This is a genomic window from Streptomyces sp. NPDC031379 (assembly GCF_055569615.1).
The window spans coordinates 79,153-103,054 of record NZ_JBVIIT010000028.1 but is presented as its reverse complement, the minus strand read 5'-3'; the positions used below and the strand labels follow the sequence as shown (position 1 = coordinate 103,054).

The 23,902-nt window shown below is 71.9% G+C and carries 21 protein-coding genes; 3 read left to right on the top strand and 18 right to left on the bottom strand.

Annotation, left to right across the window (positions count from 1 at the left end; all coding sequences use genetic code 11):
- Positions 1–28: 28 nt before the first annotated feature.
- The 5 genes from ilvC to ACZ5CW_RS33915 form a co-directional block, all read right to left on the bottom strand.
- A complete protein-coding gene (ilvC, locus tag ACZ5CW_RS33935; protein ID WP_393480571.1) occupies positions 29–1,027 on the bottom strand; it encodes a ketol-acid reductoisomerase in 999 nt (332 codons plus the stop codon).
- A gap of 120 nt (positions 1,028–1,147) precedes the next feature.
- Complete coding sequence (gene ilvN / locus ACZ5CW_RS33930) at positions 1,148–1,672, bottom strand: acetolactate synthase small subunit (RefSeq protein WP_201843191.1); 525 nt, start codon at positions 1,670–1,672, stop codon at positions 1,148–1,150.
- A gap of 22 nt (positions 1,673–1,694) precedes the next feature.
- Positions 1,695–3,545: an acetolactate synthase large subunit gene (locus ACZ5CW_RS33925; protein WP_468608270.1), complete on the bottom strand. Its 1,851-nt coding sequence runs from the start codon at positions 3,543–3,545 to the stop codon at positions 1,695–1,697.
- Between the two features lie 243 nt (positions 3,546–3,788).
- Complete coding sequence (locus ACZ5CW_RS33920; RefSeq protein ID WP_468608268.1) at positions 3,789–6,800, bottom strand: putative bifunctional diguanylate cyclase/phosphodiesterase; 3,012 nt, start codon at positions 6,798–6,800, stop codon at positions 3,789–3,791.
- Positions 6,801–7,185: 385 nt separating this feature from the next.
- On the bottom strand, positions 7,186–8,163 hold the full coding sequence (locus ACZ5CW_RS33915; protein ID WP_468608266.1) for a 2-hydroxyacid dehydrogenase: 978 nt from the start codon (positions 8,161–8,163) through the stop codon (positions 7,186–7,188).
- Between the two features lie 75 nt (positions 8,164–8,238).
- Between ACZ5CW_RS33915 and ACZ5CW_RS33910 the strand changes: the two genes are divergently transcribed.
- Both ACZ5CW_RS33910 and ACZ5CW_RS33905 read left to right on the top strand, forming a co-directional pair.
- Positions 8,239–9,237 carry an aldo/keto reductase gene (locus ACZ5CW_RS33910; RefSeq protein WP_468608264.1) on the top strand — a complete coding sequence of 333 codons (999 nt, stop codon included), beginning with the start codon at positions 8,239–8,241 and terminating at the stop codon, positions 9,235–9,237.
- Positions 9,238–9,369: 132 nt separating this feature from the next.
- Positions 9,370–10,539 (top strand): PQQ-dependent sugar dehydrogenase, encoded by a 1,170-nt coding sequence (locus tag ACZ5CW_RS33905; protein ID WP_468608262.1) that lies wholly within the window; start codon positions 9,370–9,372, stop codon positions 10,537–10,539.
- A gap of 16 nt (positions 10,540–10,555) precedes the next feature.
- Here ACZ5CW_RS33905 and ACZ5CW_RS33900 read toward each other — a convergent pair whose 3' ends face one another.
- The 12 genes from ACZ5CW_RS33900 to ACZ5CW_RS33845 form a co-directional block, all read right to left on the bottom strand.
- Entirely contained in the window at positions 10,556–10,774 is a 219-nt protein-coding gene (locus ACZ5CW_RS33900; protein ID WP_468608260.1) for a DUF6191 domain-containing protein, read from the bottom strand.
- 37 nt (positions 10,775–10,811) lie between these two features.
- Positions 10,812–13,856, bottom strand: a complete 3,045-nt coding sequence (locus ACZ5CW_RS33895) for a helix-turn-helix transcriptional regulator (protein WP_468608258.1) — start codon at positions 13,854–13,856, stop codon at positions 10,812–10,814.
- A 212-nt stretch (positions 13,857–14,068) separates the two neighbouring features.
- Positions 14,069–14,260, bottom strand: a complete 192-nt coding sequence (locus tag ACZ5CW_RS33890) for a hypothetical protein (RefSeq protein ID WP_468608256.1) — start codon at positions 14,258–14,260, stop codon at positions 14,069–14,071.
- Between the two features lie 195 nt (positions 14,261–14,455).
- Positions 14,456–15,076: a hypothetical protein gene (locus tag ACZ5CW_RS33885; RefSeq protein ID WP_468608254.1), complete on the bottom strand. Its 621-nt coding sequence runs from the start codon at positions 15,074–15,076 to the stop codon at positions 14,456–14,458.
- Positions 15,077–15,111: 35 nt separating this feature from the next.
- Positions 15,112–15,687, bottom strand: coding sequence for a GNAT family N-acetyltransferase (locus ACZ5CW_RS33880; RefSeq protein ID WP_468608252.1), 576 nt, complete (start codon positions 15,685–15,687; stop codon positions 15,112–15,114).
- Positions 15,688–15,840: 153 nt separating this feature from the next.
- Positions 15,841–16,155: a hypothetical protein gene (locus ACZ5CW_RS33875; RefSeq protein ID WP_468608250.1), complete on the bottom strand. Its 315-nt coding sequence runs from the start codon at positions 16,153–16,155 to the stop codon at positions 15,841–15,843.
- An 84-nt stretch (positions 16,156–16,239) separates the two neighbouring features.
- Complete coding sequence (gene gatB, locus ACZ5CW_RS33870; protein ID WP_468608248.1) at positions 16,240–17,754, bottom strand: Asp-tRNA(Asn)/Glu-tRNA(Gln) amidotransferase subunit GatB; 1,515 nt, start codon at positions 17,752–17,754, stop codon at positions 16,240–16,242.
- A gap of 15 nt (positions 17,755–17,769) precedes the next feature.
- Positions 17,770–18,012, bottom strand: coding sequence for a hypothetical protein (locus ACZ5CW_RS33865; RefSeq protein ID WP_468608246.1), 243 nt, complete (start codon positions 18,010–18,012; stop codon positions 17,770–17,772).
- A complete protein-coding gene (gene gatA / locus ACZ5CW_RS33860) occupies positions 18,009–19,502 on the bottom strand; it encodes an Asp-tRNA(Asn)/Glu-tRNA(Gln) amidotransferase subunit GatA (protein WP_468608244.1) in 1,494 nt (497 codons plus the stop codon). The genes ACZ5CW_RS33865 and gatA overlap by 4 nt, the downstream gene beginning before the upstream one ends.
- A 2-nt stretch (positions 19,503–19,504) precedes the next feature.
- Positions 19,505–19,801, bottom strand: a complete 297-nt coding sequence (gatC, locus tag ACZ5CW_RS33855) for an Asp-tRNA(Asn)/Glu-tRNA(Gln) amidotransferase subunit GatC (RefSeq protein ID WP_018544665.1) — start codon at positions 19,799–19,801, stop codon at positions 19,505–19,507.
- Between the two features lie 93 nt (positions 19,802–19,894).
- Entirely contained in the window at positions 19,895–20,389 is a 495-nt protein-coding gene (locus tag ACZ5CW_RS33850) for a cupin domain-containing protein (RefSeq protein WP_468608242.1), read from the bottom strand.
- A gap of 26 nt (positions 20,390–20,415) precedes the next feature.
- A complete protein-coding gene (locus ACZ5CW_RS33845) occupies positions 20,416–20,787 on the bottom strand; it encodes a DUF4267 domain-containing protein (protein WP_468608240.1) in 372 nt (123 codons plus the stop codon).
- Positions 20,788–20,883: 96 nt separating this feature from the next.
- Between ACZ5CW_RS33845 and ACZ5CW_RS33840 the strand changes: the two genes are divergently transcribed.
- Complete coding sequence (locus ACZ5CW_RS33840) at positions 20,884–21,465, top strand: TetR/AcrR family transcriptional regulator (RefSeq protein ID WP_468608238.1); 582 nt, start codon at positions 20,884–20,886, stop codon at positions 21,463–21,465.
- A 45-nt stretch (positions 21,466–21,510) separates the two neighbouring features.
- Here the strand turns inward: ACZ5CW_RS33840 and ACZ5CW_RS33835 are convergent, their stop codons facing one another.
- Positions 21,511–23,751 (bottom strand): putative bifunctional diguanylate cyclase/phosphodiesterase, encoded by a 2,241-nt coding sequence (locus ACZ5CW_RS33835; RefSeq protein WP_468608236.1) that lies wholly within the window; start codon positions 23,749–23,751, stop codon positions 21,511–21,513.
- Positions 23,752–23,902: the final 151 nt, after the last annotated feature.

The following is a 23,902-nucleotide window of genomic DNA, read 5'->3' as shown; positions in this document are numbered from 1 at the left end:
TGATCCGCCCCGGCCCCTGCCTTGAGGCTTACGCCTCCTCGTTGACCCAGCTCATCAGCTTGCGCAGCTGCTTGCCGGTGGTCTCCAGCAGGTGCTCGGAGTCCTGCTGCTTGTACTCGTTGTACTTCTTCAGGCCGCCGTGGTACTCGTCCATCCAGGTCTGGGCGAAGGTGCCGTCCTGGATCTCGGCGAGGACCTGCTTCATCTCGGCCTTGGTGGCGTCGGTGATGATGCGCGGGCCGGTGACGTAGTCGCCCCACTCGGCGGTCTCGGAGACGGACCAGCGCATCTTCTCCAGGCCGCCCTCGTACATGAGGTCGACGATCAGCTTCAGCTCGTGCAGGCACTCGAAGTAGGCGATCTCCGGCTGGTAGCCCGCCTCGACCAGGGTCTCGAAGCCGGCCTTGACCAGGGCGGAGGTGCCGCCGCACAGCACGGCCTGCTCGCCGAACAGGTCGGTCTCGGTCTCCTCGGTGAAGGTCGTCTTGATGACACCGGCGCGGGTGCCGCCGATGGCCTTGGCGTACGAAAGGGCCAGCGGGAAGGCGTTGCCGGTGGCGTCCTGCTCGACGGCGGCGATCGCCGGGACGCCGCGGCCCTCCTCGTACTGGCGGCGCACCAGGTGGCCCGGGCCCTTGGGAGCGACCAGGGCGACGTCGACGCCGGCCGGGGGCTTGATGAAGCCGAAGCGGATGTTGAAACCGTGGGCGAAGAACAGCGCGTCGCCGTCCTTCAGGTTCGGGGCGATGGACTCCTCGTAGACCTGGGCCTGGATCGGGTCCGGGATGAGGATCATGATGACGTCGGCCTCGGCGGCGGCCTCGGCCGGGCTCACCACGCGCAGGCCCTGCTCCTCGGCCTTGGCCTTGGACTTGGAGCCCTCGTGCAGACCGACGCGGACGTCGACACCGGAGTCACGCAGCGACAGCGCGTGGGCGTGGCCCTGGCTGCCGTATCCGATGACCGCGACCTTGCGGCCCTGGATGATGGACAGGTCGGCGTCGGCGTCGTAGAACAGCTCGGCCACTTTGGGTTCTCTCCTTGGTGTGCAGATTGTGCGTCCCACCGTATGCCGGTGGGAGGAAGGGAAGTCTGGGGGTCTCGGCATACGGGCGGGCGGCGATGCACCGACCGCCCGTATTCAGCCTTACGCAGATCGGTCGAGAGCGCGCAGCGAGCGGTCCGTGATCGAGCGCGCGCCGCGGCCGATCGCGATCGTGCCGGACTGGACCAGCTCCTTGATGCCGTACGGCTCGAGCATCTTGAGCATGGCGGACAGCTTCTCGCCGGATCCGGTGGCCTCGATCGTGACGGCCTCCGGAGAGACGTCGACGGTCTTGGCGCGGAACAGCTGGACGATCTCCACGATCTGGGAGCGGGTCTCGTTGTCGGCACGGACCTTCACCAGGACGAGTTCGCGCTGAACGGCCTGGCCCGGCTCCAGCTCGACGATCTTCAGCACGTTGACGAGCTTGTTGAGCTGCTTGGTCACCTGCTCGAGCGGCAGGTCCTCGACGCCCACGACGATGGTGATGCGGGAGATGTCGGGGTGCTCGGTGACACCGACGGCGAGCGAGTCGATGTTGAAGCCGCGGCGGGAGAACAGGGCGGCGATCCGGGCGAGGATGCCCGGCGTGTTCTCCACCAGGACGGAGAGCGTGTGCTTGGACATGGTCTTTTTACGTCTCTCTCGCTCAGTCGTCTTCGTTGTCGCCGAAGTCGGGGCGGACGTCCCGGGCGGCCATGATCTCGTCGTTGGAGGTGCCGGCGGCGACCATCGGCCACACCATCGCGTCCTCGTGGACGATGAAGTCGATGACGACCGGGCGGTCGTTGATGGAGTTCGCCTCTTCGATGACCTTGTCCAGGTCCTCGGGGCGCTCGCAGCGCAGGCCCACGCAGCCCATCGCCTCGGACAGCTTCACGAAGTCCGGCACCCGCGTGCCCTTGGCCTCCGGATTGATGTCGTCCGGGCCGGAGTGCAGCACGGTGTTGGAGTAGCGCTGGTTGTAGAACAGGGTCTGCCACTGGCGGACCATGCCCAGGGCGCCGTTGTTGATGACGGCGACCTTGATCGGGATGTTGTTCAGCGCGCAGGTGGTCAGTTCCTGATTGGTCATCTGGAAGCAGCCGTCGCCGTCGATCGCCCACACGGTCTGCTGCGGCCGGCCGGCCTTGGCGCCCATGGCGGCCGGGACCGCGTAGCCCATCGTGCCTGCGCCGCCGGAGTTCAGCCAGGTGGCGGGCTTCTCGTACTGGATGAAGTGCGCGGACCACATCTGGTGCTGGCCGACGCCCGCCGCGAAGATCGTGCCCTCGGGCGCGAGCTGCCCGATGCGCTCGATGACCTGCTGCGGGGACAGGGAGCCGTCCTCGGGCTGGTCGTAGCCGAGCGGGTAGGTGTCGCGCCAGCGGTTGAGGTCGCTCCACCAGGCGGTGTAGTCGCCCTTGTGGCCCTCGCTGTGCTCCTTCTGCACGGCCTGGACCAGGTCGGCGATGACCTCGCGGGCGTCCCCGACGATCGGCACGTCGGCGGCGCGGTTCTTGCCGATCTCGGCCGGGTCGATGTCGGCGTGGACGATCTTGGCGTAGGGGGCGAAGCTGTCCAGCTTGCCGGTGACGCGGTCGTCGAAGCGGGCTCCGAGGGCGACGATCAGGTCGGCCTTCTGCAGCGCGGTGACGGCGGTGACCGCACCGTGCATGCCCGGCATTCCCACGTGCAGCGGGTGGCTGTCGGGGAACGCGCCGAGCGCCATCAGGGTGGTGGTGACAGGCGCTCCGGTGAGTTCGGCGAGGACCTTCAGCTCGGCGGTGGCCTGCGCCTTGATGACGCCGCCGCCGACGTAGAGGACGGGCCGCCTGGCGGAGGTGATCAGCTTGGCCGCCTCGCGGATCTGCTTGGCGTGCGGCTTGGTCACCGGACGGTAGCCGGGCAGATCCATCGCGGGCGGCCAGGAGAAGGTGGTCTTCGCCTGGAGGGCGTCCTTGGCGATGTCGACCAGGACCGGGCCCGGGCGGCCGGTGGAGGCGATGTGGAAGGCCTGCGCGATGACCCGCGGGATGTCCTCGGCCTTGGTGACGAGGAAGTTGTGCTTGGTGATCGGCATGGTGATGCCGACGATGTCCGCCTCCTGGAAGGCGTCCGTGCCGATCGACTTCGAGGCGACCTGGCCGGTGATCGCGACCATCGGCACGGAGTCCATGTGCGCGTCCGCGATCGGCGTGACCAGGTTCGTGGCACCCGGGCCGGAGGTGGCCATGCAGACGCCGACCTTGCCGGTGGCCTGCGCATACCCCGTGGCCGCGTGGCCGGCGCCCTGCTCGTGGCGGACCAGGACGTGCCGCACCCGGGTGGAGTCCATCAGCGGGTCGTACGCCGGGAGGATCGCGCCGCCGGGAATGCCGAATACCGTGTCCGCGCCGACCTCCTCGAGGGAGCGGATGAGGGACTGCGCACCCGTGACGTGCTCGACGGGGGCGGAGTGCTGTCCTCCGGAACGGGGCCGCGGCTGCGGATGGTGGGCCCCGGTGGCCTGCTCGGTCATCGGCATTCTCTTCTCGATGCTGAGGGTTTTTGCGAGGTTTGGGCGGAGTTCAAGCGCTGCACGAAAGGCGCTCGTGCAACAAAAAACCCCTCGTGCCGAAAGGCAAGCGAGGGGAGCGCGCCGGTGAGGTCGCTGGGGATTCCGGATCGTCCTCCGGTGGGTCCCAGCTCAGCCGACGCGCTGTCCAAGTACGAGAATTCGGGTGCGCATGGCACTGACCCTCCCCCCGGCACGCACCACGTGTCAAGTAGGTGGGACGGGAGTCTCATTATGTGAGCGAAGGGCACTGCCGCCTCCGAGAACAGCGGGGACACCACTTGTGTACACCCCCGCACCCTTGCCCGCGAAGGCCGGTTCGGCCGGTGCGTGCGGCACCGGATAATGGCCGGATCCGAGTGCCCGGCGCAGCCGGTACTCGTCCAGCGGACCGGCGAACGCCATGCCCTGCCCGTGCGTGCAGCCCATCGCGCGCAAGGCGACCACCTGCTCCGGCAGGTCCACGCCCTCGGCGAGGGACTGCAGCCCGAGATCGCCGGCGATCCGCAGCAGACCACTGGTGATCTTGTGCAGGCGCGCGGACTCCACGACCCCCTCGACCAGGCTGCGGTCGAGCCGGAGGATGTCCACGGGCAGCCGCCGCAGAGCGGTGATGGCCGCGTAGCCGCTGCCGAACCCGTCCAGCGCGATCCGCACCCCGAGCCTGCTGAGCGCGGTCAGCCGCCGCTCCAGCTCGTCCAGGGAGAGCCGCGGATCGGTGTCGGACAGCTCGATGACCAGCGCCCCGGGCGGCAGCCCGTGCCGGGTCAGCAGCGCCTCCACGGAGCCCAGCGGCATCGATCGGTCCAGCAGCCGCCGGGCACTCATCCGCACCGTCACGGGTACGACGAGCCCGGTGGCGGCCCGTTCGGCGGCCTGTTCCACGGCCTCCTGGAAGATCCAGCGCTCCAGTTCGGCGGTCTTGTCGCCGTCCTCGGCCACCCGCAGGAACTCGGCCGGCGTGAACAGCACCCCTTGGGAGGAGCGCCAGCGCGCCTGCGCGGAGACCGCCGTGATCCGGCCGTTCTCCAGGCACACCACCGGCTGGTGCAGCAGCGCGAACTCACCGTCGTGCAGCGCGGCACGCAGCCGCGTGGCCAGCTCCGCCTTGCGTACGACGTCCTGCTGCATCTGCGGTCTGTACAGCTCGACCCGGCCCTTCCCGGCCGATTTCGCGCGGTACATCGCGAGGTCGGCGTTGCGCAGCAACTCACCGGCACCGAGCCCCGGCTCGGCGAAGGCGACGCCGATGGAGGCGTTGACCCGGACATCGTTGCCGTCGATGGCGTACGGGTGGGAGAGGGTCACTCTGAGGCGGTCGGCCAGCTCCAGGATGTTCCGCTCCCGGGCGGCACGGTCGCGGGTGCCGTCCCCGACGATCAGGGCCGCGAACTCGTCGCCGCCCAGCCGGGAGGCGGTGTCCCCCTGCCGGACCGCGTCCTGGAGCCTGCGGGCGGCCTGGACGAGCAGTTCGTCCCCGGCCTGGTGCCCGATCGTGTCGTTGACGGCCTTGAAGCCGTCCAGATCGATGAAGAGCACGGCAGTGCCGCGCTGGGCGGCGCCCCGGTCGGTGGCGCGGCGGCCGGACAGCGCCTGCTGGACGCGCCGGGTGAACAGCGCGCGGTTGGGCAGGTCGGTCAGCGGGTCGTGCTCGGCGTTGTGCTGCAACTGCGCCTGCAGCCGCACCCTCTCGGTCACGTCCCGGCTGTTGAAGATCAGGCCGCCGTGGTGGCGGTTGACGGTGGACTCGACGTTGAGCCAGCCGCCGCCGCCCGAGCGGAACCGGCACTCGATGCGCGTGGTGGGCTCCTCCACCGGGCTGGCGGCGAGGAAGCGGCGCACCTCGTGCACCACGCACCCCAGGTCCTCCGGGTGGATGAGCGCGGCCAGCTCCGTGCCCACCAGCTCCTCGGCGGGCCGTCCGTAGACCCCGGCGGCGGCCGGTGAGACGTACCGCAGGATGCCGTTGGGCGCGGCGATCATGATCACGTCGCTGGAGCCCTGCACCAGGGAGCGGAAGTGGTTCTCCTTCTGTGCCAGCTCCTGGGTGAGGGTGATGTTGTCCAGCAGCATGATGCCCTGGCGGATGACCAGCGCGAGCACGACGGCGCCCGCGGTGATCAGCACCACGTGATCGGGCCGGCGGCCGTTGAGGACGTTGTACAGGATGCCCAGGGTGCACACGGCGGCGGCGAGGTACGGGGTGAGCGCGGCGAGGGAGCCGGTGATCGGCCGCCCGGCGAGATACCGGCCGTGCTCGCCCGCCGGGGCGGGGGTGGACGGGTGGTGGCGGCCTGTGCCGCGTTGCCCGGGCAGATGCTCGTGGACCACGCGTGTGTGCCCGTCCGGCACGCGTGCCTCCCGCGCGCCGCGGTGCCGGCGGGCGACCCAGGGGGCGTAGGCGAGCAGCAGTGAACCGGCGAACCAGCCCGCGTCCAGCAGTTGTCCGGAGCGGTAGCTGCTGTGCAGCAGCGGCGAGGTGAACAGCGCGTCGCACATCACGGTCAGCGCGAGCGCGCCGATCGCCGTGTTCACCGCCGTGCGGTTGCCCGGGGCGCGGCGGAAGTGCAGCGCGAGGACCATGCTGACGAGCGCGATGTCGAGCAGCGGGTACGCCAGCGACAGCGCGGTGTGCGCGACGCTCGACCCCTCGATGCGGGCCGCCTGGGCGAGCGCGAGGCTCCAGGACAGGGTGAGCAGCGAGCCGCCGATCAGCCAGGCGTCCAGTGCCAGGCAGATCCAGCCCGCTCGCGTCACCGGGCGCTTGGCGAGGACGAGCAGGCCCACGATGGCGGGCGGCGCGAAGCACAGGAAGAAGAGGTCGGCGTAGCTGGGGCTGGGAACGGGCCGCGCCAGGACGACCTCGTACCATCCCCAGACCGCGTTGCCCAGCGCCGCCATCGCCGAGGAGAGGGCGAACAGCAGCCAGGCGGACCGGAAGCGCACGCGTGCGCTGCGGGCGTACAGGAAGCACGAGACGGAGGCGGCGCCCGCCGCGGCGCTCAGCCCGAAGTCGCCCATGACCAGCGCGACTTCCTCGGTTCCCCAGTCGAACGCGGCTCCGGCGGCGTAGGCCGCGCAGATCAGGGCGAGGACGAGCTGCTCCGTCAGTCGCGTGCCTTCGCGGGCGGGCGGGCGGCCGGGCGGCGGCGCGTCCTGCGGGTGCGGTGCGCGCACCGCTTCGTCGAGGGTGCTCGTCACGGAGGGCGATGCGCTCACCGGGGCCTCCCGGTGAGCGCCGCTCCCGGGTCCCGACGGTCCCGGTGCGCTGGATGGGCATGCCTCCGGCGGCCGCTGTGCCTGCGCTGGTGGTGGCTGTGGTGGCTGGTGTGATGGCCGCGTCTGCGCGTGGCCGTGCGCCAGGGTCGCCGTCGGCGGCTCCGCCGCGTCGGATCGTTCGTCCATAGGCCGTGCATCGCCCGTCGCCCCCCTCACAAATCTGAAATGTCCATCCCCGGCGCCGAACGGTCGGCGGCGCAGCCCCTGTCGGGACGATACACCAGGATCGTCACTCAGGGACATAGGTTCTCTACGCTCCGTGACGACCAGCGGCGATGCGGGTACGGGTCGCGTCCGAAAGATTGCGGAGGGTGCCGGAAGCGGATTACCGCCCGCTTGGTCCCGCCGTGTCAACGTCCGTCGTAAGGATCACGTTCCGCAGGGGCTGCCGGTTCACGAAGCGGGTCAGCTGGTCGGCGAGCAGCCGTTTGGCGCGCGGCAGGAAGGCCGAGGAGGGGCCGCCCACATGCGGGCTGATCAGCACTCCGGGCGCCTGCCACAAGGGATGTCCGGGCGGCAGCGGCTCGGGGTCCGTCACGTCCAGGGCGGCGCTGAGCCGGCCGCGCTCCAGCTCGGCGAGCAGTGCCTTCGTGTCGATGACGGGCCCGCGCGAGACGTTCACGAGCAGCGCCCCGTCCTTCATCCGCGCCAGGAAATCGGCGTCGACGAGCCCCAGCGTGGCCTCCGTGAGCGGGGTGGAGAGGATCACGACGTCCGCGTCCGGGAGCAGGGAAAGCACATCGGTGATCGGGTGCACAAGACCGCGCGCCGTGGTGCGCCGGGAGCGCGCGATGCGCGCCACCCGCGCGACTTCGAAGGGTTCAAGCCGGTCCTCGATGGCGGCACCGATGGAGCCGTAACCGACGATGAGGACGTTCTTGTCGGCGAGGGAGGGATGGAATCCGCTCTCCCAGCGCTCCTGCTGCTGGGCCCGGACGAAGCCGGGGACGCCGCGCAGGGCGGCGAGGGTCAGGGTGAGCGCGAGTTCGGCGGTGCTCGCCTCGTGCACGCCGCGCGCATTGCACAGCTGCACGCCCGGCACGATCGACGACAGCCGTGCGGTGATGTCGTCGACACCCGCGGTGAGCGTCTGGATGACCCGCACGTTGGTCAGCCGCTCCAGCGGGCGGACCTTGACCGGCCACCGCTTCATGTACGGCACCACGTACACGGCGCAGTCCGCCGGGTCCCCGGGAAAGGCCTGGTCACCGTCCTCACCCCCGTCCCAGAACAGATAGCGGGGCCCTTCGGGGAGCCCCTCGATCTCCTCCGGCGGAATGGGAAGCCATACGTCTGCACTCATGGAACGGAGGCTATGTCAGGGGCCCGGGGCGCGGAGGTTAGGTTGGGGGCCGGGCAGAGGGAGGTTCACGAGCAGGTGGAGTGCAGGACGATCGGCGCGGGGGCGCTCGCGGTGGGGGCCGTCGGACTCGGATGCATGCCGATGAGCTGGGCGTACAGCGGGTCACGGCAGCGGGGCGAGGAGTCGGTGAGATGCGTGCACCGGGCACTGGATCTGGGCTCGACCCTGCTGGACACCGCGGACATGTACGGCCCGTTCACCAACGAGCTGCTGCTGGGCCGGGTACTCAAGGAGCGGCGCCGGGACGCCTTCGTGTCCACGAAGGCGGGGCTGCTGGTGGGCGAGCAGCACATCGTGGCCAACGGCCGGCCCGGATATGTGAAGCGCGCCTGCGACGCCTCGCTGCGCCGGCTGCAGACGGATGTGATCGACCTCTACCAGTTGCACCGCGCCGACCCCGAGGTGCCGGTGGAGGAGACGTGGGGCGCGATGGCCGACCTGGTGCGGGCCGGGAAGGTGCGGGCGCTGGGCCTGTGCGCGGTGGGGGCGCGCGGCGGCCGCCGCTCGGGCGGCGGGCTGCACGACACCACCCTGCGCCAACTGCAACGGGTGCAGCAGGTGTTCCCGGTGAGCGCGGTGCAGGCGGAGCTGTCGGTGTGGTCGCCGGAGGCGCTGACCGCGCTGCTGCCGTGGTGCGAGGCGCGGGGCGTGGGCTTTCTCGCGGCGATGCCGCTGGGCAACGGCTTCCTGACCGGCACCCTGCGGCCCGGCGAGGGCTTCGAACCGGACGACGTGCGGGCCCGCCACCCCCGGTTCACGGCCGAGATGATGGCGGCCAACCAGCCGATCGTCGCGGGCCTGCGCCGGGTCGCACGGCGCCACGGCGAGGGCGTCACCCCGGCCCAGGTGGCCCTGGCCTGGGTCCTGGCCCAGGGCCGGCACGTGATCGCCCTGCCGGGCACCAAACAGGAACGCTGGGCCGCACAGAACGCGGCCGCGGCCGGGCTCCGGCTGACCGAGCAGGATCTGGCGGAGGTGTCCGGACTGCCGGCCGCTCTGGGATCGTGGGACTGAGGTCGCCGCGGGGCCGCGTTCTCGGGGTACTCGTGCGTTCCGGCGATCGGTTCTCGCCGATCGGGAACGCGAGCGGGGCGAGCGGTGTATGAGAAGTAGAACCCGCGATGGGATCACCGCCTCGAAGGGACCATGAACGTGCAACGTCGAGCTGTGTCGGCCGTATTGGCCGCGGCCGCCCTCCTGCTGTCGGCCGGCTGCTCCTCCGACGGAGGGGGATCCCCGGACGGCGGGGGGAGTACGGCGCCGAAGGGGACGGCGACCGGCACCGCCCCCTCGGGCAGGGCCACCGAGTCGGCCGCTGCGGCCAAGGGCTCGGTGAGAGTGCTGCGCACGGTCACCGAGGGCCTGAAGACACCGTGGGGCCTGGCTCCGCTGCCCGGCGGCGGTCTGCTGGTCTCCTCCCGGGACGAGGGGACGATCACGCGGATCGACGAGGAGACGGGCAGGAAGACCGAGCTGGGCGCGGTCTCCGGGGTCTCCCCGGCCGGTGAGGGCGGCCTGCTGGGCATCGCCCTCTCCCCGGACTACGCCTCGGACCACATGATCTACGCCTACTTCACCTCGGCCTCGGACAACCGCATCGTCCGCATGATCTACGACGAGCGGAAGCCGGCGGGTGAGCAACTGGGCGCTCCCGACACGGTGTTCAGGGGCATCCCGAAGGGCTACATCCACAACGGCGGCCGGATCGAGTTCGGCCCCGACGGAATGCTGTACGCGGGCACGGGAGAGAGCGGCCAGAAGGGCCTGGCGCAGGACAAGGAGTCTTTGGGCGGAAAGATCCTGCGGCTGACCCCGGAGGGTGAGCCCGCCGAGGGCAACCCGTTCCCGAACTCCCCGGTGTACTCGTACGGCCACCGGAACGTGCAGGGGCTGGCCTGGGACGACAGACAGCGGCTGTTCGCCTCGGAGTTCGGGCAGGACACCTGGGACGAGCTGAACACGATCAAGCCCGGCGACGACTACGGCTGGCCGGACGCCGAGGGGAAGTCCTCCGAGGCGGGCTTCCACGATCCGATAGCCCAGTGGCACACCGACGACGCCTCCCCCAGCGGCATCGCCTATGTCGACGGCGTGATCTGGATGGCGGGCCTGAAGGGGCAGCGCCTGTGGCGTGTCCCGCTGCGCGGCACGGAGGCATCGGCCGCCCCGCAGGCGTTCCTCGAGGGCAAGTACGGCCGCCTGCGTACGGTGGTCCCGGCGGGCGGCGACAAGGTGTGGCTGGTGACGAGCAACACGGATGGCCGGGGGGCGCCGAAGAAGGGTGACGACCGGGTGCTGGAGGTGGAGGTGAAGTAGCCCCGCTCTCCCCCGCTCACGGCTCCGTCGCGTCCTCGTCCGGCTCCTGGTCCGGCTCCGCCCCGGCCGTCTGCCGTTCGGGCAGCCGTATCACGGCCTTCCCGGACGTCAGGTCGATGGGGCCACGGCCGGGGTCGTTGTCCCCCACGTCCTCGCGGGTCAGCTCGAGCCGGTTCTGTTCGTCCCGGGTGTGTTTGCGACCGGGTGCGAACAGTTCCTCGAAGGCGTTGAACACGGCTACTCCCCTTTGCCGGTTTTCTCCAGCGTAGGTCTCAGCCCGTCGATCCGGCAGTGAGCGTCTCGGCAGTGAACAGTTCCAGCCGGTGCGCCACCGCCGCCGCCTCCCCCCGGCCCGAGACACCGAGCTTGCTGAGGATGTTGGAGACGTGGACGCTCGCGGTCTTCGGGGAGATGAAAAGCTCCTCGGCTATCTGGCGGTTGGTGCGGCCGGCCGCGACCAGTCGCAGGACGTCCCGCTCGCGACTGGTGAGGCCGAGGGCCGCGGCCGGGTCGGCGGGAGCGAGGGCCTCGCGCGAGGCGCGGGTCAGGGTGAGGCGGGCACGCTGGGCGAGCCGGGCGACGGCGTCGGCCAGGGGGCGGGCCCCGAGGTGGGCGGCGACCGCGGCGGCCAGCCGGAGCAGTTCCACCGCGCGGTCGCGTTCGTCGTCGCCGCCCTCGGCCAGCAGGGCTCCGGCGAGGCGGTGGCGGACCCGGGCGAGGTCGTAGGGGCGGTCCAGGCACTCGAAGGCGGTGACCACGGGCGACCAGGTGTCGGCGGTGTCCTGGCCCTCGGCGCGGAGCAGTTCGGCGCGGGTCCAGTGGTCGTAGGCCTGCCAGAGGGGGGCGCCGGTGGTGAGCTTCCGTACCGCTTCCCGGAGGCGGCCGAGGCTCTCGGCGCGCTCCGGCCGGGCCGCTGGCAGGGTGCGGGTGTCGGCCTCGGCGGTGGCGGCGGCCAGCAGCAGGGGCCAGCCGTAGCGGTGGGTGCCGGGCGGGAAGCCGACGTCCAGGGCCTGGAGCAGTTCGGTGCGGGCGTCGGCGATGCGGCCCTCCGCGGCGGCGATACCGAGGGCGATGCGAGCCAGGGGCAGGGACTGCTGGGGCATGGGGTCGTGGGTGCCGTAGTGGGCGCGGGCGGCGGCGAGTTGCCGGCCGGCCTCGGCGAGGTCGCCTCGGGCCAGCGCGAGGTGGGCCAGCCTCAGGGTGCCGGCACCGCGGGGCTTGGCGCTGTGGCCGACCCCGGTCGCCCGTGCGGCGGCCTCGGCGGCCTCCTGCCACTGGCCGAGGGAGTAGAGCGCCTCGGACAGGTTGCCCCAGGCCCAGGCCTCGGAATCCAGCAGTCCGTGCTTGCGGGTGAAGGCGATGCCCTCGCGCAGCAGGGGGGCGGCCTCCCGGTCGCGGCCGACGGTCTGCATCACGGACGGCAGGTTCACATAGGCGCGGCCCGCGACATGGTGCACGCCCTCCGTCAGGGTGTCCCGCAGGACCTGCCGCATCTCCTCGAGGCCGGGCTCGTGGTCGCCGGAGTCCACCTTGAGGCCGCTCAGGGTGAGGCGGGCGTGAAGTTCGATGTCACGGGCGCCCACCATGCGCGCGTACTCCACGGCCTGTTCGGCGGCGGCGATGGCTTCGGGGCCGGGCCGGTGCAGCATGGACCAGTTGGCGGCGAGGGCCAGCACCTCGGCGTGCACCTCGGAGGGCGGCAGGCCGCGGATGAGGTCCTGAGCGGTGGCGAGTTCCTGCCAGCCGTCGCCGCGGGCCTGGGCCTGGACCAACCGGGAGCGCTGCACCCAGAACCAGGCGGCGCGCAGGGGATCGGGCTCCTCCTCCAGGAGACGCAGCGCACGCTTGGTGATCTTCAGGGCGCGTTCGCGTTCGCCACCGAAGCGGCCCGCGACGGCCGCCTCGGCCATCAGGTCGAGATAGCGCAGGGGGGTGGTGGCGGGGTCGCAGCCGCACGGCGGGTAGACCTCGGTGTAGTCCACCGGGCGCAGGGCGGAGCGCACCTCCTCGGCGGCGCTGTCCCACAGCTCCATCGCCCGTTCCAGGAGCCGGAGTTGTTCGGTGTAGGCGTGCCGGCGGCGGGCCACGACGGAGGCGCCGAGGACGGCGGGCAGCGCCTTGGCCGCGTCGTGGGCGTGGTACCAGTAGCTGGCCAGGCGCATCACCCGCGCGTCGGAGGCGACGAGCGTGGGATCGGCCTCCAGGGCCTCGGCGTAACGGCGGTTGATGCGGGAGCGTTCGCCGGGCAGCAGGTCGTCGGCGACGGCCTCGCGGACCAGGGAGTGCCGGAAGCGGTAACCGTCGCCGGCCGGGGTGACGGTGAGGATGTTGGCGCCGACGGCGGCTCGCAGCGCCTCGATGAGTTCGTCCTCGGTGAGCTGGGCGACGGCGGCGATCAGCGGGTACTCGACGGTGGAACCGCCCTCGGCGACGACCCGGGCGACCTGCCCGGCGCTCTCGGGCAGCGCCTCGACCCGGACCAGGAGCAGATCGCGCAGGGAGTCGGTCAGGCCGGTGCAGCTGCCCTGACAGGCGGCGACGGCGAGTTCCTCGACGAAGAAGGCGTTGCCGTCGGATCGTTCGAAGATCTCGTCGACCTGGGCGGGGTCGGGTTCGGCGGCGAGGATGCCGGCGATCTGGCGGCCGACCTCCTCGCGGGTGAAGCGGGCGAGTTCGATCCGGCGGACGGTGCGCAGCCGGTCGAGTTCGGCGAGCAGGGGGCGCAGCGGGTGTCGGCGGTGGATGTCGTCGGAGCGGTAGGTGGCGAGGACGTGGAGGCGGCCGGTGCGCAGGGTGCGCAGGAGGTAGGAGAGCAGGTGGCGGGTGGAGGCGTCGGCCCAGTGCAGGTCCTCCAGGACGAGCACGACCGGGTGCGCGGCGGCGACCCGCTCCAGCAGCCGCACGGTCAGTTCGAACAGGCGGGCCATGCCCTGCTCGTCATGGCGGCCGGTGCCGGCCTCGCCCAGTTCGGGCAGCAGCCGCGCCAGTTCCTCCTCCTGGCCGGCGGCCGCGGCGGCGAACTCCACCGGCAGGGCCTCACGCAGGGCCCGCAGCGCGGTGGAGAAGGGAGCGAACGGCAGCCCGTCGGCGCCGATCTCCACACAGCCGCCGAGCGCGACGACCGCTTCCCGGCGGCCCGCGGCCGCGGTGAACTCCTCGACGAGGCGCGTCTTGCCGACGCCCGCCTCGCCGCCGAGCAACAGTGCCTGTGGCTCGCCCGCGGCGGCACGGGCGAGCGCGTCGTTCAAAGTCTTCAACTCGTCGGTGCGGCCGACGAACACGGGGCTGACGGACCTGGTCTCCACGGGCCCGAGCATCGCACGAGGTCCGGACGGCGCGGCACCGGTTTTCCCCGGCTTCGGCGCGATCGCCGTACCGGCGGCCGGGACGGTCGTACCGACGGACGGAAGGGCCGTACGACTCCGCTGGAGAGTCGTACGGCCCGGGTGCGGTGGAGGGCCGACCCCCGTGCGGCCCTCCGCGCCGTCCTTGGTGGTGCCGCCGGGCCCTGGGCCCGCCGGGCCGGCGGTCACGCGGTGCGCGGCTGCCGGTGCCGGCGGGGACTGTCGGTATGGGGCTCGGCGGCCGGGCCGCCGTTGCGGGCGGAGCGCTCCTGGCGGGCGGCGCGGCGGGCCCGGGCGGCCTGGCGGGCCAGGCGCTCCTGCTCGGCCTCGCGGATCAGCTGGGCCGAACGCATCCGGTGGTACTCGATCTCGAACATGGCGTGTCCTTCGAGGAGAGGTGGGTGGTGCGTCGCTTTCTGCGATGCCTCCACTTTCGTCTGCCAGGGGGGTGCGCCACATCGGGAGAGTTCCGCATCTTCGGGCAGCCGCGGGGCCGCACGCGCGCGTAAGGGGCCTTAGGGAGTCCGTAGGGTGCTCACGGATTCCCTAAGGCCCCTGGGACCTGCGGGTTCTCAACCGGCCGAGGGCAGTCCGAGCAGGGCGTCGGAGTACTTCAGGACGGCCAGGAGCAGGCCGATGACGCCGAGCGAGACGCCCGCCCAGGCGACCGACCTGATCCAGGCGGCCTGCGGGCGGCCGGGCACGCCGAACGCGGGCCGCGCGAGCACGACCACGCCGGTGATCAGCGCGGCCAGCGCGAACAGGCCGGCCCACAGGGCGGTGGTGTGCCAGGAGTCGCCGTAGACCTCCTTGATCTGCGTGGCGACGCTCGCCGTGGTGGAGGTCCGCAGCTGGCCGACGAGCTGCTCGCGGGCGCCGGCGATGGTGCCGATCCAGCCTCCGCTGAGCGAGATGAGGCCGAGCGCGGCGGACACGACGGCACCGGCGCCCTGCCCGACGCCGGACCGAACCTTCTCCTCCGGCTCCGGGACGCCGACGGCCTCCTCCTCGACGGGCTCCGCGTCGACGGCCTCGGTGTCCGCCCGCTCCGGGGCGGCTGCCGCGGCCTCCGCCGCCTCGGCCCCCTTCGTCCCGGGTGCCCGCTCCTCCCCGGCGGCGGGGGCCCCGGCCGTCGTCCCGTCGTTGCGCGCCTGGGTGCCGGCCTCGGCGCCTTGCTCTGTCTTCGTTGCCATGCCCGGCACCGTACGGACGCTCTCTGAGAGGCCCCTTAATGATCGTTCTGCGCGGTACGCGCGCGTGCCGCGCGCCATTCGGGGGCGAGCACCGCCCAGATCTCGGTGCTGGTGCGTACGCCGCGGTGCGGGTAGTTCTCGCGGAGCAGGCCCTCGCGGGTCATGTGGAGCCGGCGGGCCACGTCGATGCTGGGCTGGTTCGCCGAGGACACGTGCCACTCCACGCGGTGCATGCCCCGTTCCTCGAAGGCCCAGTCGAACAGGACCCGCATGCCGCGCGTGACGAGCCCGCGCCCGGCCGCCGCGGGTTCCAGCCAGCAGCCGGCCTCGCACACCCCGCCCGGGGTGTCCCAGACACGGAAGAGCAGCCCGCCGACGAGCTTTCCGTCCAGCCAGATGCCGTGCAGGCTGCCGGCGTCGGCGCCGCGTTTGTCGGCGTAGGACCTGAGGTAGGCGCGGGCGGTGTCCAGGTCCGTCACGACGTCCGGCAGGCCGATGTGCCGGCCGATGAAGTCCCGTCCCCGGTCGATGTTCGCGAGCAGCTCCTCGGCGTGCCAGACCTCCAGGGGCCGCAGTTCGGCACCGTCGTCACCCAGGGACATCGCGTACATCCTGTCGCTCTTCCTTCCGCGGTTCGTCGGCCGAGACCTGGCCGAGCCTCTCAGGGGCCGCCCGGCGTTCGGGCGGCTCGATGACGATACGGGGCGGCCGACGCCGTGGCGGGAACGGTGTCGTCGTCCCCGCCCGGCCCCCGGGAGACCGCTTCAGTCGAACTGGTCCCCGAGGGCCATGAACATCGTCCCCGCGATCAGCAGCCACAGGGCCCTGCGGGTACGGCCCCGGTGCCCGAGGACCGCGGCGAGGGCGCACACGACGGCACCGAGCGCGTAGGCGGCGGGCACGAGCACCGGCGCGGACGTGGTGAGCCGCAACAGCGCGGCGGCCAGTCCGGCGAGGCTCAGCACGCCCCCGGTACCGGCGGCCACCCAGCGGGCCCGCCGCGCGTCCTCGGCGTGTTCGTCCTGCTCAGCTGCCTCGGCTATCTCGGGCTCAGCATCGGAATCGGCGCGTCCGCTCATGGCGGTCGAGCGTAACGCCTCCGGCCGGCACCGACGGGAACGGCCCCGGAGGCATGCCTCCGGGGCCGTACACGCAATGCGGGCTCAGCCTTCGCCGACGCCCAGCTTCTCCAGGATCAGCTCCTTGACGCGGGCCGCGTCGGCCTGACCCCGGGTCGCCTTCATGACCGCGCCGACCAGGGCGCCGGCCGCGGCCACCTTGCCGCCGCGGATCTTGTCCGCGACGCCCGGGTTGCCGGCGATGGCCTCGTCGACGGCCGTACCGAGCGCCGAGTCGTCGGAGACGACCTTCAGACCGCGCTTGTCGACGACCTCGTCCGGGGTGCCCTCGCCCGCGAGGACGCCTTCGATGACCTGGCGGGCCAGCTTGTCGTTCAGGTCACCCTTCGCGACCAGCTCGGTGACCCGGGCCACCTGCTGCGGAGTGATCGCCAGCTCTTCCAGCGTCCTGCCGGACTCGTTGGCGCTGCGCGCCAGTTCGCCCATCCACCACTTGCGGGCGGAGGCCGCGTCGGCACCGGCGTCGATCGTGGCGACGATCGGGTCCAGCGCACCGGCGTTGAGGATCGCCTGCATGTCGGTGGCCGAGATGCCCCACTCGGCAAGCAGCCGGGTGCGACGGGCCAGCGGCAGCTCGGGCAGAGCCGCGCGGATCTCCTCGACCCACTCGCGCGAGGGTGCCACGGGGACGAGGTCGGGCTCCGGGAAGTACCGGTAGTCCTCGGCCTCCTCCTTCACGCGGCCCGAGGTCGTGGACCCGGTGTCCTCGTGGAAGTGGCGGGTCTCCTGGATGATCGTGCCGCCGCCTGAGAGGACGGCCGCGTGCCGCTGGATCTCGAAGCGGGCCGCACGCTCCACGGAACGCAGCGAGTTGACGTTCTTCGTCTCCGAGCGCGTGCCGAACTTCTCGGCGCCCTTGGGCATCAGCGACAGGTTCACGTCGCAGCGCATCTGGCCCATCTCCATGCGGGCCTCGGACACGCCGAGGGCACGGATGACCTCGCGCAGCTCACGGACGTACGCCTTCGCGACCTCGGGCGCACGCTCGCCGGCGCCGACGATCGGCTTGGTGACGATCTCGATGAGCGGGATGCCCGCGCGGTTGTAGTCCAGCAGGGAGTGGGACGCCCCGTGGATCCGGCCGGTGGCGCCGCCGACGTGGGTCGACTTGCCGGTGTCCTCCTCCATGTGGGCGCGCTCGATCTCCACGCGGAAGGTCTCGCCGTCCTCCAGCTGCACGTCGAGGTAGCCGTTGAAGGCGATCGGCTCGTCGTACTGGGAGGTCTGGAAGTTCTTCGGCATGTCCGGATAGAAGTAGTTCTTCCGGGCGAAGCGGCACCACTCGGCGATCTCGCAGTTGAGCGCGAGACCGATCTTGATGGCGGACTCGACGCCGGTCGCGTTGACGACCGGGAGCGCGCCGGGCAGGCCGAGGCAGACCGGGCAGGTCTGCGAGTTGGCGTCGGCACCGAGCGCGGTCGAACAGCCGCAGAACATCTTGGTCTTGGTGCCGAGTTCGACATGGACCTCGAGGCCCATGACGGGGTCGTACGACGCCAGTGCGTCCTCGTACGACACCAGGTCGGTCGTGGTGGTCACGGTGAAACTTCCCTCTCAGCCCAGCAGGACGTCGTCGTCGCCCAGCCGCTTCAGCTCGCGGTAGAGGATGGCGAGGCCGGTGGCGATCGCGGCGGCGGACACCGCGGCGTCGATCAGGCGCAGCGTGTCGCTCTCGGCGCGGGCCAGCTTGGCCTGCTTGGCGACACCGACCGCGCCGAACGCGGTCGTGGCGATGGACAGGTACAGGCCGGACTTGGACTTCTTGAAGCCCTTGGCCTTGGACAGTGCCTTGCTCACAGCGACGGAGCCTCCTCCAGCAGCGGGTGTCCCCACTTTTCCACGAAGGCGGCCTCGACGGCGGCGCCCACCTTGTACAGCCGGTCGTCCTTCATCGCCGGGGCGATGATCTGCAGGCCCACCGGGAGGTTGTCCTCCGGGGCGAGGCCGCAGGGCAGGGACATGGCCGCGTTGCCCGCCAGGTTGGTCGGGATGGTGCACAGGTCCGCGAGGTACATCGCCATCGGGTCGTCGGCGCGCTCGCCGATCGCGAAGGCGGTGGTCGGGGTCGTCGGGGAGACGATCACGTCGACCTGCTCGAAGGCCTTCTCGAAGTCCCGCGTGATGAGCGTGCGGACCTTCTGGGCGGAGCCGTAGTAGGCGTCGTAGTAACCGCTCGACAGGGCGTACGTGCCGAGCATGATGCGCCGCTTGACCTCGGGGCCGAAGCCCGCCTCGCGGGTGAGGGAGGTGACCTCCTCGGCCGAGTGACCGCCGTCGTCGCCGGTCCGCAGGCCGTAGCGCAGGCCGTCGAAGCGGGCGAGGTTGGAGGAGCACTCGGACGGCGCGATCAGGTAGTACGCCGACAGGGCGAGGTCGAAGGACGGGCAGTCCAGCTCGACGATCTCGGCGCCCAGCTCCTTCAGCAGCTCGACGGACTCGTCGAAGCGCTGGATGACGCCGGCCTGGTAGCCCTCGCCGCGGAACTGCTTGACCACGCCGATCCGCATACCCGCGACGCTGCCGTTGCGGGCGGCCTCGACGACCGGCGGGACCGGGGCGTCGATGGAGGTGGAGTCGAGCGGGTCGTGCCCGGCGATGACCTCGTGCAGCAGGGCCGCGTCCAGGACCGTACGGGCGCACGGGCCGCCCTGGTCGAGGGAGGAGGAGAAGGCGACCATGCCGTAGCGGGACACCGCGCCGTACGTCGGCTTCACGCCGACCGTGCCGGTGACGGCGGCCGGCTGGCGGATGGAGCCGCCGGTGTCGGTGCCGATGGCGAGCGGCGCCTGGAAGGAGGCGAGCGCGGCGGAGGAACCGCCGCCGGAGCCGCCGGGGATCTTGGTCAGGTCCCAGGGGTTGCCGGTGGGGCCGTAGGCGCTGTTCTCGGTCGAGGACCCCATGGCGAACTCGTCCATGTTGGTCTTGCCGAGGATGACGACGTCGGCGTCCTTCAGACGCTTGGTGAGCGTCGCGTCGTACGGCGGGATCCAGCCCTCGAGGATCTTCGAGCCGACGGTCGTGGGCACGCCCTCGGTGGTGAAGATGTCCTTGAGCGCGAGCGGGACGCCGGCCAGCGGGCCGAGCTTCTCGCCTCGGGCCCGCTTCTCGTCCACGGCGCGGGCCTGGGCGAGGGCGCCCTCGCGGTCGACGTGCAGGAAGGCGTGGACCTTCTCGTCGACGGCCTCGATGCGGGCGAGGTGGACCTCGGCGACCTCGACGGCCGTCAGCTCGCCGGAGGCGATCTTCTCGGCGGTCTGGGCGGCCGTGAGCTTGATGATGTCCGTCATGGTCAGTCCTCCCCCAGGATCTGCGGCACCTTGAAACGCTGCTGCTCCTGGGCCGGGGCGCCGGAGAGCGCCTGCGCGGGGGTGAGCGAGGGACGGACCTCGTCCGCCCGCATGACGTTCGTCAGCGGGAGCGGGTGCGAGGTCGGCGGTACGTCTTGGTCGGCGACCTCGCTGACGCGGGCGACCGCGCCGATGATGTCGTCCAGCTGGCCTGCGAAGTGATCGAGTTCTTCGGGCTTCAGCTCCAGACGCGCCAGCCGGGCGAGGTGGGCGACCTCCTCGCGCGTGATGCCAGGCATGCAGCGATCCTCTGGGGTGAGTGTGTGTGGTTTGGGCCCAATCCTATGGGGCGAGGCCACGTGCCCGTGAAACGGTCGGCCCCGGGCCCTGCCTCACCGGCGCCGCCCGTCCCAGGCCTCGCTCTTCAGGAAGTGGTTGTCGTACAGCTCCTGGACCTCCAGCAGGCTCTCCGGGGTCACCTCGCCGAGGCGGATGCGCTGCAGGTGGCGGAAGTACTCGAAGCGCTCGACACCCGGAGCGATGACGATCAGGAGGTCGGCGGTGCTGCCGGGGGCGGCGGCGAAGGCGTGCGGCCGGTCCGGCGGGACGATGACCAGGTCGCCGCGCCGGGCGGTGACGACGTCGTCACCGGAGAGCAGCTCGGCCTCGCCGTCGAGCAGGAAGAACATCTCGGCGGAGTTGTGGTGCACATGCGGGCGGGCACCGTCGGCACCCTCCGCGAGGGTGACGCGCACGGTGGACAGCGCTCCGCCGCTGGCGCTGCTGTCGGCCAGCAGCCTGACCGTGGTGGGCGCCTGGCCGACCACCTCGGCCTCCGCGTCCCGGACCAGGACGGTGTCGTCGAACTTCGGCACGAACAGCGACATGATTCTTCTCCCCCTGTGAGGTGTCGTCAGACCGCGAAGAGCAGTCCGGCACTGATCAGTACAACGATCGCCGTGGCGAAGTGAATTCCGAACGCCACGGCCTTCGCGCCGCCGTTGCGCAGGACTATCAGGGTGTCGCCGAGCGGGACGAGCGCCACGGCGACCATGAACCAGGCCTCGGCCCGGGCACCGGCGAAGGCGAGCAGGGCCAGGCCCATCAGACCGAAGGTGCCGTCCCGGAGCCCCTTGATCGACAGGTAGGCGCGGGCGTCGCCGGCGGGGTCCGCCGGGACGCCGTAGCCGGCCGCGGCGGGACCCGGCTGGAACAGGAACCGGTAGCCGAGGAAAACGCAGAACAGGTCGAGCAGGACGGCGAGGGTGTAGGCGGTGACGGTCATGTCTCTTCTCCCCTGAACGGTCGCTAGCACTGCTAGGAACAGGAGCGAAGCTAGCAGAGCATCGACAGAAACGCTAGCGATGCTAGAATCACGGTCATGTCGATCCAGACGCGCCGGGAGCGCGAACGAGCGGAACGCGAGCGGCTGATCGTGACGGCCGCCCGGGAGCTGGCGGAGGCCGAGGGCTGGGACGCGGTGACCACGCGCCGGCTGGCCGCCGAGATCGAGTACAGCCAGCCGGTGCTGTACAGCCACTTCAAGGGCAAGGACGCGATCATGGCGGCGGTCGCGGTGCAGGGCTGCGCCGACCTGGCGGTGGAGCTGCGGGCGGCGCGGACGGCGGCGCCGGGCACACGCGACGCGCTGGCGGCGGTGGCGGAGACCTACACGTCCTTCGCGCGGCGCCGGCCCGCCCTCTACGACGCGATGTTCACCCACCTGGTGGATCTGCCGTTCGCGACGCCGGAGGCTCCCTTGGCCCTGCGCGAGGCGTTCGACCAGCTCCGAAGCGTGGTGGAGCCGATCGCGGCGGAGGGCGACGACCCCGGCCTGCTGACGGAGACGTTCTGGGCGAGCCTGCACGGGCTGGCGACGCTGATGCGCAGCGGCCGGCTGCCGGAGGGCGGGCACGAACGACGGCTGGCGCTGCTGATCGGGCACTTCGCCTGCGACGCCTGAGACCGCGGACAGCCGAGGGCCGGAAGGAACGGACGGGCGCGAGGACTACTCGGCGGCCGGCAGCGCCGCGCGCGGCCGCTGCCATCCCCGGGACCCCCGTGCCCGCAGCCACGCCGTCGTCTCGTCGGGGGGCATCGCCGCGGCGACGAGCCACCCCTGCACCGCGTCACAGCCCAGGTCCCGCAGCCGCTCCCACGTCTCGTCGTCCTCCACGCCCTCGGCGACGACGAGGAGGCCCAGCGAATGCGCCAGGTCGACGGTGCAGCGCACGATCTCCGCGTCCTCGGTGTCCACGGCCAGCCGGGCCACGAAGGAGCGGTCGATCTTCAGCTCGCTGACCGGCAGCCGCCGGAGGTGGACCAGGGACGAGTACCCCGTGCCGAAGTCGTCCAGGGACATCTTCACGCCGTGTCCGGTGAGCCCGGCGAGGGTGTCGGCCGCCCGCTGCGGGTCCTCCAGCAGGACGTGCTCCGTTATCTCCAGCTGGAGCGCCCCGGCCGGGACCCCGTGCCGGGCCAGCCGGGCGGCGACCGAGCCGGCGAAGCCCGGCGTGTGCACGTCGCGAGGGGAGACGTTGACGGCGACGGGGACCCTCAGGCCCTGCGCCCGCCACCGGGCAACCTGCCCGAGCGCGGTCTCCAGGACGTACTCGGTGAGATGGGGCATCAGCCCGGAGGACTCGGCGATCGCTATGAACTCGTCCGGCGGAACCTTCCCGCGCTCGGGATGCACCCAGCGGACCAGTGCCTCCAGGCCGGCGACCTGCCCGTCGAAGCGGACCTTGGGCTGGTAGTGCAGCTGCACCTCGTGCGCGTCCAGCGCCCGGCGCAGATCACCCAGCAGGCCGAGGCGGTCCGGGGTGTTGGAGTCGCGCTTGGACTCGTACACCTCGACACCCGTACGGTCCCTCTTCGCCTGGTACATCGCCACATCCGCCCGCCGCAGCAGCCCTTCCGCGTCCAGGGCGTGATCGGGGAAGACGGCGACTCCGGCGCTGGCCTCCAGGACGAGGGTGAGCCCGTCGAGGTCGAGCGGGGAGCTGAGCGCGGCGACGAGGTTGCGGGCGACCCGGGTGGCGGAGGTGGTGGAGTCGGCGACGGGCAGTAAGACGGCGAACTCGTCGCCGCCCAGGCGCGCGGCCTCCGCTCCGCGCGGCAGGGCGAGCCGCAGCCGGTCGGCTATCTGGAGCAGCAGCCGGTCACCGGCGAGATGACCGAGGGTGTCGTTCACCGAACGGAACCGGTCGAGGTCGATCAGCATGAGGGCGGCGCGGGCGCCGATGCGCTCGGCGTCGTCGAGCGCGGTCCAGATCCGGTCCAGCAGCCACTGCCGGTTGGGCAGTCCGGTCAGCGGGTCGCGCAGCTGCTCCTCGGCGCGGGCGCGGGCCATCCACAGGGTGGAGTCGAGGGCTATCAGAGGGATCGCGAACAGCGGGAGCAGGATCGGCTGGGCGTCGGCGACGACACACAGCAGGGGCGCTATGCCGAGCAGCGCCACGGCGACCAGTCCCTGTCTGACCAGGGCGGTGCGGGCGATGGTGGGTACTCCGCCGCCGCGCGGGGCGTGCAGGTACCACAGCAGGCCGCGGCTGACGGCGAGGTAGGCGACCGCGACGAGGACGACCTCGGGCGCGGTGGTGACGCTCCAGGTGTCGGGCCGCCAGGGCTCCTCGACGCTCGGCACCCGGCCGAACGTGCCGAGCAGCAGGGCACCGACGCCGATGCCGAGGATGTCCACCGCGCCGTGCAGCACGCCCTGGCGCCAGCGGTGGCGTCTGGCGATGCCGACGAGGACGACGACGGTGAGGCTGACCATGCCGGCGGGCACCCAGCCGTACAGCAGCAGGACGGCGAGGGTGAGGGCGGCGCCGGAACCGGTGCCGCCCCACCAGCGGGCGCGGCCCAGCATGACGAGGTGGCCGACGATGACGCCGGTGAGCAGGGCCAGCGACCAGCCGACCGTGCCCCCCGGGAAGAGGGCGTGGTGGCCGGTCCAGGCGCGGTAGAAGCCGGCGCCGAGCACGAATCCGGCGGCGGCCACGACGGCCGCGGGCAGTGCGGGCCAGGACAGGTGCCGTTCGGGGTCGGCGTCGGTGAGGCCGGGGGCGGGCTCGACGGCCAGGGGTGTCGGGGCGAGCGGTTCGGTGGCGGTGCCCGGCCCGGCCGGGCGCGGCTGTCCGCCCGTCCGCCCGACGCCCCGTCCCGTCCACCGGTTCCCGCGCCATGCGACCGCACGGCGGCGCAGGCGCAGCCGTGAGTCCGGGGCGACGCTCTCGGTCGGTTCCATTCCCGTCCCTCTCACAGCCGGCGGTGCCCACGCCACGCGGTCCGATGCCCGACAACCATCAGCGGCTCCGCGTCGAAGAAACCTTCCCCGCGCCCTTGTCGGGCAGGGGGATGCCCCAACCGCAGCTGGGCACGGCAGGCGCACATCTCAA